14 protein-coding genes are annotated in these 13,295 nt (G+C 32.1%); 12 read left to right on the top strand and 2 right to left on the bottom strand.

Annotated elements, in window-relative coordinates:
- Window position 1 precedes the first annotated feature (1 nt).
- Complete coding sequence (locus H7355_RS13210; RefSeq protein WP_186648434.1) at window positions 2–355, bottom strand: hypothetical protein; 354 nt, start codon at window positions 353–355, stop codon at window positions 2–4.
- Window positions 356–422: 67 nt separating this feature from the next.
- On the opposite strand from H7355_RS13210, the gene H7355_RS13205 reads away from it, so the two are divergent.
- The 9 genes from H7355_RS13205 (at window position 423) to H7355_RS13170 (ending at window position 7,352) form a co-directional block, all read left to right on the top strand.
- The gene (locus H7355_RS13205; RefSeq protein WP_186648432.1) at window positions 423–560 is read left to right on the top strand and encodes a hypothetical protein; all 138 of its coding nucleotides are present in this window, start codon (window positions 423–425) and stop codon (window positions 558–560) included.
- 1,125 nt (window positions 561–1,685) lie between these two features.
- A complete protein-coding gene (locus tag H7355_RS13200) occupies window positions 1,686–3,206 on the top strand; it encodes an acyltransferase (protein ID WP_186648430.1) in 1,521 nt (506 codons plus the stop codon).
- 1 nt (window position 3,207) lies between these two features.
- Complete coding sequence (locus tag H7355_RS13195) at window positions 3,208–4,092, top strand: DMT family transporter (RefSeq protein ID WP_186648428.1); 885 nt, start codon at window positions 3,208–3,210, stop codon at window positions 4,090–4,092.
- Entirely contained in the window at window positions 4,074–4,994 is a 921-nt protein-coding gene (locus tag H7355_RS13190; protein ID WP_186648419.1) for a hypothetical protein, read from the top strand. Before H7355_RS13195 ends, H7355_RS13190 begins: the two co-directional genes overlap by 19 nt.
- Before the next feature lie 194 nt (window positions 4,995–5,188).
- A complete protein-coding gene (locus H7355_RS13185; RefSeq protein ID WP_186648418.1) occupies window positions 5,189–5,590 on the top strand; it encodes a winged helix-turn-helix domain-containing protein in 402 nt (133 codons plus the stop codon).
- 230 nt (window positions 5,591–5,820) lie between these two features.
- A complete protein-coding gene (locus tag H7355_RS16075) occupies window positions 5,821–5,955 on the top strand; it encodes a hypothetical protein (RefSeq protein WP_286190849.1) in 135 nt (44 codons plus the stop codon).
- 143 nt (window positions 5,956–6,098) lie between these two features.
- On the top strand, window positions 6,099–6,368 hold the full coding sequence (locus H7355_RS13180) for a BrnT family toxin (protein ID WP_186648416.1): 270 nt from the start codon (window positions 6,099–6,101) through the stop codon (window positions 6,366–6,368).
- A gap of 59 nt (window positions 6,369–6,427) precedes the next feature.
- Window positions 6,428–6,691, top strand: coding sequence for a hypothetical protein (locus H7355_RS13175; protein ID WP_130611978.1), 264 nt, complete (start codon window positions 6,428–6,430; stop codon window positions 6,689–6,691).
- 181 nt (window positions 6,692–6,872) lie between these two features.
- Window positions 6,873–7,352: a DUF1028 domain-containing protein gene (locus tag H7355_RS13170; protein ID WP_186648408.1), complete on the top strand. Its 480-nt coding sequence runs from the start codon at window positions 6,873–6,875 to the stop codon at window positions 7,350–7,352.
- Between the two features lie 42 nt (window positions 7,353–7,394).
- Here the strand turns inward: H7355_RS13170 and H7355_RS13165 are convergent, their stop codons facing one another.
- A complete protein-coding gene (locus H7355_RS13165) occupies window positions 7,395–8,936 on the bottom strand; it encodes an ABC-F family ATP-binding cassette domain-containing protein (RefSeq protein ID WP_186648400.1) in 1,542 nt (513 codons plus the stop codon).
- Between the two features lie 308 nt (window positions 8,937–9,244).
- Here H7355_RS13165 and H7355_RS13160 point away from each other — a divergent pair, with 308 nt between their 5' ends.
- The 3 genes from H7355_RS13160 (at window position 9,245) to H7355_RS13150 (ending at window position 13,050) form a co-directional block, all read left to right on the top strand.
- Entirely contained in the window at window positions 9,245–10,105 is an 861-nt protein-coding gene (locus H7355_RS13160) for a leucine-rich repeat domain-containing protein (RefSeq protein WP_186648396.1), read from the top strand.
- A 184-nt stretch (window positions 10,106–10,289) separates the two neighbouring features.
- A complete protein-coding gene (locus H7355_RS13155; RefSeq protein ID WP_186648394.1) occupies window positions 10,290–11,576 on the top strand; it encodes an MFS transporter in 1,287 nt (428 codons plus the stop codon).
- Between the two features lie 100 nt (window positions 11,577–11,676).
- On the top strand, window positions 11,677–13,050 hold the full coding sequence (locus H7355_RS13150) for a GNAT family N-acetyltransferase (RefSeq protein WP_186648392.1): 1,374 nt from the start codon (window positions 11,677–11,679) through the stop codon (window positions 13,048–13,050).
- The last annotated feature ends 245 nt before the right edge of the window (window positions 13,051–13,295 follow it).

Here is a 13,295-nt window from a genome sequence, read left to right as displayed (position 1 = left end):
GCTAAATTGCTATAGCGCAAGCTGAAACAACTAAAACTAAACTCAAGATTCGTGATTTACTGAGTTGCTCGCCAAATAGCAAAGCACTTCCTAGAGCTGCCGCTGAGTAAGCTAAGTTGCGAATCATGGTCACCAATGCTGTTTTTTCTCCCGCTAACGACACCCCATATGTGTATGAAGCCAATCCCCAAGTCAGTCCGAGAGCACATATCCAAAACCAGGTTGAGCTTTTCAATTTTGCTGGAGCTGTCCATTTGAGTTGGTGCTGACCAGATAAAACAAGCGTGAGAACGACAACTGGAAACAAGATAGCTTTATCTAGAACAAAGAACTCTAGCGGGCTAAGAGAATTCACCAAAATCCATCGGTCAATCACTATGACGATGGATAACAAGAGAGCGGGAACAAGGGCGAAATTTAGGATGTCAGTATGCTTGCCCTTTTCAAACCTTGCAGGGGCTAATAAAGCGACTGTGATCAGCGCGACTGCAAACCATTGTTTCATTAGAAGATGTTCACCTAAAACACCTAACGACAAAACACTCACTAAAACGGGCTGACTTGCGGCCAACAGCGATCCCTAGAAACCTCCCAAGTGCGAAAGTCCACGAAATCTCAAATAAAACGCAACACCATACAACGTGTTCTTTAAAACCATCAGGCTAAGAATGACCAATGTTAAAGAATTCCAAAATTGAATACTCCATACCAGTGAAATAAAAAAAGCTGGAACAAGGCTCACCAAAGCAACACTCCCCGCAGACAAACTCTTGAATCTAAGAACTTGCGTGCTTATAAGAGAGTTTGAAGTGTTTCCCATTGCTGAGACAAAGGCATAAAATATCGCGTCTATTTATCATTTCTCCCTATGCAACGTTCTCTGCATCAGACACGCCTATTTGTTTGTCTGTTAAAATCTAATTTCATGCTACCTCCGATAACCAGTGGTTATCAGGTTGTTACTGAGTTAGGAAAACGTATAGATTTTTTTTAATTATAATGCAAATCACTTAGTAAATTAAAAATTATTTTATATTTAACAATACTGGTTTAGATTAGAGTATCATCAGAATATTATTCTTCGACAAAGATAATGATGTTATAAATCTTAAACAAAATGCACACACTGAAGAGATGAAGTAAATTGCAAAATTACCAAGAAGAAACAATATACTAATTATATTGGATGGCTCTAATGCCCATAAAAATTGCAAGATTGTTGTACTGAAGAAAATTGCTTTTACAATATATTTTTAATTATTATAGTTATTTATAAAATTCTTGTAAATTTACGGTTTTGGTATCCTAAAATATTTGCAATTAATATTTTTTATTAATAATAGAAAATGTTCTTTTTTATTATTAATAAGGATATTTTTAACATTTTAGATTAGATGAATTATAAAAAATTATTTTAAAATATTATTATATTATTTTGAACATATTTAAAAATATTTAACACTTATATTTCTTAAAGTAATTTTTAACTATAGGAGTGTAGAGCTGCTGGAAAAGAAATAAAAAACTTCATTTTTAGAAAAAAATTAGATTTTAACTCTAAAAATATAACTGATATTTAAAATTATAATAATAAATAATGAAAATATTTAACATAATTATTTATTATCAAATAAAGAAGATAATATTAAATATCTTAAGAATATTTATACACTTGGGAAGAATATATGAGTATTGTAGAAGATTTTGAATTCGATTCTTTAAAAGATCAGGATGTGAGAATAACCACAGTGTTCGACGGCACATTTCAAAATGGTATCGGAAAACTAGAGTGTTGCCTTCTTAGTGAAGAATCGCAGGAGCATTCTGCAATTCCAATTTTTCAATATTCAAAAACATTAAAAAATCTTAGAAAAGAATCAAAAAAAATTTCCACTTGTTCTGACGAAATCGATTTCGCGCATCAAGTGAAAAACTCGTTTGCAAAACTTAGTCAAAATCTTAAGATGTCTGACGATCATTTTCAAATTGATACAAGCGGTGCGCCTCTTTTAATACAAGAGGGAAAGGGAGAGCATATAATTTTACCCACCCACTTTGAAAATGGTTCCTATTTTAGCCATCCTCATGCGGATCATCATCTTTCAATGGCTGCAAGTGAATTGCCAAAAATTAAGATTGGAAAATATATCAGATTCGGCAAAGGTGTTGCAATGAATGCTGGTGGTAATTTACGAATTGATGATTACGCATGGCTATCTCCAGGTGCAAGCCTATTAAAGCAAGATCATAATCCTTATGGTCGCCCTTCTGTTGGCTCTAGAACGGTCGGCATGACTCATATGCCATCTATTCATTTATCGGAATATTCTTGGATTGGGCGAGAGGCAATGATGGGTTGGGACGCAGATTACGTCGGGAAAGCATCAATTGTTGCAACGAGAAGTTTCGTAAATACCTGGGTAAGCGATTATTCTATTACAGGTAATTTTGGTAAAGTAATTCAATATTTACCATACAAAGCGGCACTCTTAGAACTTCTAAAACCCTCTTTTGAAGAGGTGCTTTCCATTTCTGATTGGACAAAGGTTCAGTCACGGTGGCTTAATTGCTATAGAAAATGGCAATTAAGTCAAGAGAGTGAATCATTAGCTATTTTTAAAATGTTTTTAGGAAATCAATCTACCAAGAACCTCAAAATACTGGACATAAATCCAACTGTAGGAAATGAAACGGAGCTTGCCCTAAAGTATGGTCATTCTGTTGATATTCTTTCAAATAGGCGAAACAGAATCCCATTTATATTACAAAAAGTGAAAAACACAGGAAGTACAAAAGCACGATTGCGTTCAGAATATAATGGAATAACCTTGCCATTTGTAAACGCACATAGAAATCCTTTTAGCCAGAAGACAAATGGTTACGATTTTGTCTTTCATCGCAAAATAGACGCTGACAATAATATCACATCAATAAAAAAGCGCATAGATGAAGCTGACCGAGTATTGATTCCAGGAGGACATATTTTTGTAGGATGCCTCAATCCAAATCTGATCGATGCGATCCTGGCCGTTTCACGCGAAAGTGCTTTTGATATTGTTGATGATCAGTTCAGTGGCCAAGAGACGATTCTTTTACTTAAGAAACGAGTTGAAAGTAAGAAAGTAACTAACATGTCAGTACCACCTTCATTGATCGTATCAGGCTTTGCACGAAATCACCTGGTCAACGAAAGTGAGGTAGGTTAACATGGGCTACGCATTCTTAAGCCTTGCAGCTATATTTTGGGGAGCTAATTATGTTGTTGGAGACATTTTAGTTGAAAATATTAACCCAATTATATTAAGTCAATTAAGATGGACATTAACAGCAATTCTACTTCTTGGTCTTTACTTTCAAAGAATTCGAAATGATTTTAAATTAATAAAAAAAGATTTTCGAAATATCTTCTTTTTAGCAGTCTTTGGTCAAGTTTTATTTCCGTTATGTTTATACATAGGACTTAAATCCACACAACCAATTAATGCTGCTATTTATCTGTCTGCAACTCCTGCATTAGTGTTATTTCTTAATCGTTTTGTTTTTAAAGACTTTATTTCAAGATTGAATATTGTTGGAGTCATTTTAAGTTCGTTTGGTGTTTTATACCTTGTTCTAAACGGAAAAATTACCGAACTATCCCAGCTTTCAAAAATTAATTCAGGCGATATTTGGGCAATGGGTTCAGCAATCAGTTGGGCTTTCTATTGCTCATTTTTAAGAATAAAAAATAAACTGATTGCTGGTAATAGTTTTGTCATGATCTCAGCAGTTATAGCAGCAATTATACTCGTTCCTATCACAGGTTATGAAGTGATTTCAAAAAGTTCAACTGTATTGACCTTTTTGCCAACATTGGGAAACATTATGGGGATACTATTTCTGGTCATTTTCCCATCCTGGCTTTCATATCTTTTCTGGAGTAAAGGAATTGCAGCAATAGGTGCAACTCGAGGTGAAATATTCACTCACTTAGTACCTTTATCTGCGGCAATTTTAAGTATTTTGTTTTTAAATCAACAAATGCACTCATATCATTACATAAGTGCAATATTTATTGTGTTGGGGATAATTTTATGCTCACGCAAGAATTAACTCGCTGTGTTAATGTTTTGGTAAAGGGACAGCCGCGCATTGTTATTTGGGCAAGCAATGTAAAGCAGCCTAATTGGATTAATGAGCCAATGACTTTACATGAAGCTTTATTAAAAGCTCATTATAGGAAAATTACCTTAAGTAATTTCTTTTCCCAGTGTCTTCAGAGCACTTGTAGTAATGAGGAACTTTGGACGCTAAAAGACTTTTTAGTGCCTTTTCGACCACCTAATTATCTCCAGGCGATGGTCAGCGGATTTGGAAATACGAAAAAACAAGACAGCACAATTGAAGTTCAGCAACATACATCGCCTGTGGAGTGGTTTTTTAAAGGAAATGGTACGACACTAAAAACACATCTAGAACCTATAATTAATTCACAAAACGCATTAAGTCTTTCTGAAGAAGCTGAAATGGTGATCATTTATTGGGTAACTCCGAGTGGGGAGATAAAACGTCTGGGCTATACTTTAGGAAATGATGTGTCCGATCATAAAATGACACACGAAAATAAGTCTTTATTGGGATACTCAAAGTTAAGAGATAGTTGTGTACATACAGAAATCATTTTGGGCAACCCGGCATCTGAAATTGATATTTCAGTTAAAATAAGTCGAGCCAACAAAAAGCTTTGGTGGGAAAGTATGAAGACAGGCTGCAATTATTTAAGTAAATCAATTGTCGATTATGAGGAAATGCTTTTTTCAAATCCCCAGCTATGTGTTCCGGATCAAGTTCACTATGTCTTTTATGGAGCAACAAAATCGAGTCGAGACTCTATTAGCTCTTTAAACCCACTTGACTCAATTGAAATTAGATCAAAACATTTTTTCTTCCCTCTTATAAATTATGTTATGCATGCCAACAAAAATTCTGTATCGACCAAAGTGAGCGTTATATAGTTTCAATTTTTTTTATTATTCATTATCTTTAATTGATCTTTTTTTTTATCCGCCACCTTAAAATAAATATTGTTGATAATGACCCAGTTAATGTTTTGGAAGAAAAAGTCACTCGTTTTATTAAAAGTTTTTATAAAATAATTCCATTGGTAAAAAAATTCATGTTAATCATTTGTCAAATATATTAATGTTCATTGCAAAGTTCTCAAGAATCTCAAGCAAAAGTTGTTCATGTTGAAATTATTAAAAATCTTATACTTAAGAATAATGGCAAGAAGTTTAGTAGATCTGGCATTTATTCGTTTTGTAAGAAAATAGGTTTAAGAAAAGTCAAACTGAGACCAGTGCACGTTAAAAATGATCCAGAAGTCATTGCAGGATGCAGAAAAAACTTTCCTAAAGTAATAGAAAAGGTCAAGAGAGAACATCCAGATAAAAAAATTATTCAATATTACCAAGAAGAAACAAGTTATGGGCAAAAGACAATCACGTCAGGAATTTGGAGTCCAAAAGGTGTTCGCCCTGAGTATAAGATTAAACATTGCATTTTAAATTCTTGGATATACGGAACAATAAATATTGATACTGGAAAATGATTCGGGGCTTTTTCTGCCAGCTTTAAAAAGAAAGAATATGCTGATATTTTGAATGCATTTTCTAGAATAATAAAGTGATGTAAACAAGAACTTTTGATATTGGATGGCTCAAGTGCCCATAATAATTGCAAGATTGTTTACTGAAGAATATTACTTTGCTCTTTTTTCCTCCCTAAAGTCCGCAATTAAATCATATAGAAAGATTGTGGAGTTATTTCAAGAGAAATCATTTGTCTTTTAGAATAAATGAAAAAATAGATGATATTGTTCAAGCTGGGAGAAATTCATTGAATAAATTAACAGATGAAATTGTCAAATCCATTGGATTTTCTAAATCAAAAAAACGATGCGTTGAACATTCTTAATGGACAGCGTATTTGCATTAAAAATCAAAGATAAATCATGTTTTTAAACATTTAATATTACTAATAAATTCATTATTTTATATATATTGTATATATATAAAATATATGCTATATTGATTCTGTGAAAAAGGAGGTTCTTTTCGATGCAAATTGCTTCAGATAAAGAAGTTGAAACTTGGCTTACGAATGTTTGGAATGGAGAGTTTGATTGGGATGAGGGCAATTCACAAAAGACTTCAAAACATGGCGTAACTCCTGAGCAAATTGAAACTATCATTCAAAATGAAATGGTTTTCTTAGGTAGAATCGTTGAACCAGACGGTGTCAACTTTGGAGAAAATAGATACATTTTATTAGGTATCATTTTAGATGGAAGAGGATTTACTCTGATTTACTCTGATTTGCACAATTAGAACTGAAAAAGTAAGGCCAATTTCATGTAGGCGCATGAGAGACAATGAAAAGAGGGCATATGAAAAAGCAAAAAAACTACAACTTAGATGAAGAGCTTGAAAATCTAGAAATCACAGATGAGCTATTAAAAGACGCTGCATGGATTCCTCCTAAAAAAGGAAGAAAAGCAATCGGAAAAAGAATCAGTATAGTATTACCTGAAGATCTTATAAAAACTCTTATTTCCCTAGGAAAAGAGAAGGGGCTTGGCTACCAGACATTAGCAAGAGTGATGCTTCTAGAAAAAATTGAAGAATTAAAGAAAAAAGATAAGGCTGGTTAAAGAACTCACTTTGAGACAAAACCAATGGATTATGAATTGTAATTAATATTTCTTCTTCATAGAGCTAAAATAAACAAAAAACAGGAGCTAATATGACATTCTCAATCCTAGGGGTACGACCAAGAAAATAAAGAATTTGGCATAGCCACATGTTCTGCTATTCCATGTATTGGTGAATATTTTGCTTTCGGAGATGGCTCAGCAGTTTACAGGAGAAAATCTAGGTAATGGAGTTAAGGGACATATTATCGGTAAAAACTTTATAGTATGCGGAAATACCTTAGAAACACTTGATACTTTAGAAATCATGAAGGAAGCTTTTGAAAATTCAAATGAAAAAAATCTCTATTTAAAATTACTTCATGCTCTTAAAATGGGAGACTCTACAAAAGCAGATATCAGAGGTAGGCAATCGGCAAGTTTGCAAGTTTATTCTAATAGAAATGATTATCCGATCATAAAAATAAATATTGATGATGATAATGACCCAGTTAATATTTTGGAAGAAAAAGTCTCTCGCTTTATTAAAAGTTTTTATAAAATAATTCTATTTTTTCCTCAAAGAGATGGGACTCAGTTTATGCCAAAGCCTGACAGTTTAGAAGAAAAAATATTTGCAGAATTCAAGAAAAATGTTCGTGTTCGAAATTTCCACTTATGAAAAAATTTTAATAGCCAAATGAATTTTGTGATAATTAAAATTTTAAACCACAAACTTCTTCTCCTCTTCAGCAAGCTCCATTGCATAATATTCATCGGGATTATTTATCTCAAACATATTTCCATTGTGAATAAATAAAAAACGATTTGCTACGTTGGCAATAAAGCGTCTGTCATGGGATGAGAAAAATACAGTTATATTTCTTGACAGAAGTTCTTGTTCCAAAGCCTCGCAGCCAGCAATATCTATGTGATTAGTGGGTTCATCGAGAAGAAGAATATTTGGTTTCAGAGTAGAAATGAGCAAAATCTGCAACCGCGCTCTTTGTCCACCGCTGAGTTCTAGACTTGATTTATGATGATCATCGATGGGGAAACCCGCAGCGATTAAATTTTGTTTCACATTGAGATCGGAGCCACTCGAAATTTCTCTTAGAATATGAAAAAGAGATTTTGTTTGCGATATTCCACCGAGCATTTGATCATAATAACCAAGATTCGACTGGGGGTTAAAACGGATCCCATTGGTTGTAAGGTTCATATTATAGTGTTCCGCAAGTTTATTTAAAAAAACACTTTTTCCACAACCATTCTTGCCCAATAAAACAACTCGATCGCCCCTGGCAATGGATAATTTTTCAATGGAAAAAAGTTTCCTTTCTTCACTATTTTTTATAAAACCTATATTCGTATTCTCAAACGTAACAGCAAATTTTGCGCGAGACTCACTGGTTTCAATTATTAATTTTCGCTTATCCTCGCTTGCAATTTCAGTTATATTTCCTCTCATTTTTTCTATGCGTTTAAACATACTTTCTGCTCTGCGTGAGAATTTTTCATTGCTATAAACTTTGCCCCAGGTCGCCAATTGTTTCGCACTGGTGGTGATACGATCAATTTCCTTCAATTCACTTTTCCGCCGTGCTTTATCAGCTTCATCCATTTCGAATAATGCTCGGCGTGCTTGTGAATAAGCATAAGGAAAATCAAAGATTTTGCCATCCCGTAAAAAAAGTGTGCGTGTTGTACATGAGTCAAGAAACTCTCGATCATGGCTAACAATTAAATATGGAATAGATAATTCACGGATAAAATCTTCAAAAAAGAGCAAAGTTGCAACATCCATATGGTTGGTTGGTTCATCAAGCAAGAGAAAATCGGGTTCTGCGGCAAGAGCTCTTGCGAGCAGCAAGCGATTTTTCCAACCACCGCTTAGGGATTTTACTTTTGTATTAAGTGAGTCCTCTTTAAAACCAAGATTATTCAATAAAAGGCAGATTTCCCATTCAGATTCAAGCAGATTGGATGAGGCATTTTCTTTAACAGCTTCAAGTACATTGAGTTCAAGAATACTTTCGGCAACGAATTGTTCAATAACACCTAGACGTGTGTTACGTCGCCAAGTGATTTCTCCTTTATCGGGGGCATATATATTTGAAATCAATCTTAGAAGAGTAGATTTCCCGCAGCCATTATGTCCTACAAGTGCTGTTTTTTCAGTGTCATGAAGAGAGAGTGAAATGTTTTTTAAAAGGGGATTTGAATTTATAGAATGCTTAATATTATTGCATGTTATCAGTATCATGAGAAAGATCTCTTTTGCTTTATAATGTTGAAATTATATCATTTCTGAGCCAAGTGTTCTTATATTATTTTTATAAAATAAAAGCAATATGATATTTTTAAATAAAGAATTTTTTTTTATAAATAAAATTAATATTTTTATAATAAATAAACAAATATCAATTCGAATATCAGATTATAATTTTTTAATAAAATATATTTGACAATGTTAATTAACTGATTCAGTAATTAAAGTAACTAAAATGATTCATTTTATAGATCATTTTTAGTGGTAATTTAATGTTATAACTGTTATATGGGGTAATTTTAATGTTTTTCAAAAAAATAAAATCTAAAATTATTTTTTTTTCCACTCTATCAATTAGTTTTTTCCACTCAGTTTCTTTTTCCAATGATACATGTGATCCCTATTCTGAAATACAAGAGCAACGTTGCTTAAAAAGGATAGAAGTTCTTGATTTATCAAATAAAAAAATAAAAAATATAGAAGAGTATTTTAGATCGAATGATATTGATATCCAATCTGTAAATGTACTCAATCTTAATCATAATAAAATTGAAGATATTACATATTTAAGTTACTTTAAAAATTTAAGAGATCTTTTATTGCAAGATAACAAAATTAGTGTGATACCTGATTCTTTTGCAAATCTAACACATCTACAAACACTTGATTTAAGTAACAATGATATTACAGAAATTCCAGATTCCTTTTTTCAATTAACAAATTTAAAAGTACTTGTTTTAAATCAAAATAAGCTTAAATGGATTCCAGGAAATATTTCTCAATTAATAAATTTAGAAGAGCTTTATTTAAACGGGAAATCGAGAAGAACAATGAAAAGCAGTTGCTTTGGCTTTTTTGGTTTTCAGCATGGAGAAATATCATCAATTCCTGAATCATTAACAACTCTTACGAAATTGCGTATTCTCGATTTAAGTCACAATAGGATTAGCGATATTCCTGATTCATTCTATAATTTAACCAAACTTATGGATCTCGATATTAGTGATACTGCAGTGAGTATTTTGCCTGATTTTCTTCTCGATAAAAGATCCAATATTTTTATAAATTATGCAGAAACTCCATTCGCGCACACATTAAGAGTAAATAAGTATATAGGAAAGGTGTATGAAGAATATTATATAAGAAAAACTGGTCTTATTTAAGAAAAGTTTGTTTTAGTATTTAAACTATGGTTATGGATAAAATTAAATAATTCCTTAAAATTTGACATTCTTTTTAAATAAATTTAAGTCGTAAGATTAAATTTTATATTTATCTTTTCTGCATAATCTTTTGTGCAAAATATTAAAATTTTTATCAATATTAAGATCACTTTAGGAAAAGAGAATGAAAAAAATATTTGGAAGAGATTGTTTAGCTCAATTTCTAGAATTTATCTTGCTCTATTTGCCTTCATTTTTGAGCCGCTACTCCATTCAGCTTATGATAGTAGCGTTACCTTGGCTTATGCAGGCGCGTAAAGCAAATATGAATGATATCAGTATGAACTTTGCTTGGTTTTTTACTGGTTCATTGGTGATGACTTTTTTAGCTGCGAAAGTTTTGAGTCATTTAAATATTAAAAGCTCGCTTATCATTTCAATTGTCATTGTGAGTTTACTTTCATTTGCTTCACTTTTAATAATTGAGCCAACAAATATTGCAATCATAAGGTTTTTGCAGGGAGGAGCTCTTGCTTTTCTAAGACCTCTCAGCAAAATATGGCTCATAGAATTTAAAGCGCAGAAGCTTTCTGTACAGGATTTAGCAACACGATCGTCTTGGAGCCAAATTTTAATATCCGTCGGGACTATTCTAGGCGGATGGTTTGGGGCAAGATTTGGTATGATAACAGGGGGAATGGAGGAATTGGTTCTATTCTCAGCAATCTTGTTATTAAGTCCCATGCTTCTTTTTATTGTCGCTTATGTGATTTATTTTTTAGCTCACAAAGAAAAAGAGAAGATAAAGACAAGTTCAGATAAGTCAGCGAAGGAATCGCTGACGGCTGGTTTTAAATTCTTCTTGCGCATGCCAAAACTCTTATTGGTCCTCATTCTTTATCTCTTAAGTCTGACTGCATTTAAAGTATTAATTATTGCATTCCCATTTCATGTCAGATCACTCACATCTTCTCTGGAGCAATTAAAATCTTTAGAGCTCATTCTTGTATTGCAACCAATAGCATTTTTATTTGGAAATTGGTTTTTAAGCAAAATTTTAAAATACTTCAAATCCAATCATTCGACAGGTATAATACTTATCTGTATATCTACTACTTTTACTGCACTTCTGCCATGGTTAACTGTCTATACAAATAACATGTTTATTTCAGGAATTTTTATTTGTTTTGGAGGTGGTTTGTTGTCAGGATTTATTTATCCGCTGCTTATTTATATCATTGGAGATGAAATGAACAAGTGCGAATTAAATTTAAAAAGACAGATTATTCTTGTGACATCTTTGGTTGCTGATATTGGCCAGTTTTTTGGAATACTATTATTAAGTCTATCTGTGTTTGAAATTATGCCTCTACATTCTTTATTTGTTGTTCTTGCATTAACTGTAATGGCTATTATCTTTTTCATCATAACTGAGCAGAAAAGAAGATTAAAAATTTTAAATTACCCTTAAATATATTTCGGAATGGGTAATTTAAAATTAGATTTTTAAAATATAATAAATATGAATAATAAGATTGAATTTATTTAATATATTATAATGGGGGAAGAAAATGGGCAACTATAGTGAGATAAAAATTCAAGCATATGATGAAAATTGGCTACAACTTTTTAACAATGAATCTGAAAAAATAATTGACTCATTATTTTCGGATGAAAATAAGAGTTTAATGTCAAGAGAGTATTGTGAGGTTCATCATATTGGGAGTACAGCAATACCTGGTATGCCAGCAAAACCAGTTATTGATATCATGCTTGAACTTGATGATTTGAATTGCATTGATTATATAAAAGAAAAACTTGCATTACTCAACTATACAGAATTTCATGCGCATGTTATACCGCATTATAGCTACTTTTCGCGTAAACAAAATGAAGATATTGCCTATCACCTGCATATTCGGGAAAGAGGTGATGCACAAATCAATAGACATATTCATTTTAGAGATTATCTTATTCATCATAAAGAAGATGCTAAAGAATATGCAAAAATAAAATATGTTCTTGCGGATAAATTTTATAACAACCGCAATGCCTACACGACAGGAAAAGAAAGCTTCATTCAATCGATTGATAGGAAAGCAAAAGTTTGGAATGGAAGAAGGCAAAAATTTTTACCAGCCAACACCAATTTTCGTGTTGTAGATAACACGATTGAAAAAATACAAAATGCAATAGAAGCAAATATTACAGTTCATATGACTCATTTTGAGCAATATTCACAATTGCTCGAATTAAAAAGGCAAATATTTTTTACAACAGTTTTGAATAAAAGTCTTCCAGAAGAGTCGTTTAACTATATTTTTGCAGCAGATTTTGAAGAAGAACATGCCGATAAAAATATATTACTAGCCACAAAATCTTTTTTTAAAAATAATCTTCCATTTTGTTGGTGGATCTTTCCAAATGATAAACCAAAGCAATTGTCTCGCTATCTTGAAAAGCATGGTTTTATAAATTCAAGCAATAATATTGGTATGTACTTTGATTTATCTAGTTGGAAAAACGTCAATATTAGCCTCGAAAACTTTAGCATTCGTCAAGTGCAGGACGAAAAAGGTTTGCAGGATTTTGCTTATATTTTAGGAAATGATTCTGATTTTTTAGATTCTTATTTTAACGAAATTGCCAATACTCTCACTCACGAAGATCCACTGGAATATTATGTTGGGTATTTAAATGACAAGCCAGTCGTTTGCGGTCTGATTTGCTATTTTGGGCGAGTTGCAGGATTGCACTGTTTAACAACTTCGCCCGATTTTCGTGAGAAAGGTTATGGAACAGCAATGCAAAATTTTCGCTTAGCAAGAGCAAAATCACTTGGCTATCACACAGCTATTTTACAAGCATCGACTGATGGATATTCTCTTTATGTAAAACTTGGCTGGAAACCCGTATGTGAATTTAAAGGATACAAGAAAATATAATTACTTAAAAAATATTTAAAACGAAAGTCTTTTAAATATAATATAACTCATAAAAATTAATAATATATCAATGAAGGTGTAAAAGAATACTTTTTGCATAAATAATGAGTTTGTAATAATCGTATGCTTAATCTGCAATTGCTCATAAGAAACAGAATATTTGCCAAAGAATAATTGAATAACTACCAAACCTATGGTTAAAAGAATAGATATAGATTTATTTTTTGTCATATTGTAAATAATAA

Origin of the sequence: Fluviispira vulneris (assembly GCF_014281055.1) — a bacterium.
Taxonomy (GTDB): Bacteria; Bdellovibrionota_B; Oligoflexia; order Silvanigrellales; family Silvanigrellaceae; genus Silvanigrella; species Silvanigrella vulneris.
Note: the sequence above shows the minus strand (reverse complement) of the source record. Positions and strands in the feature narration are given on the sequence as shown.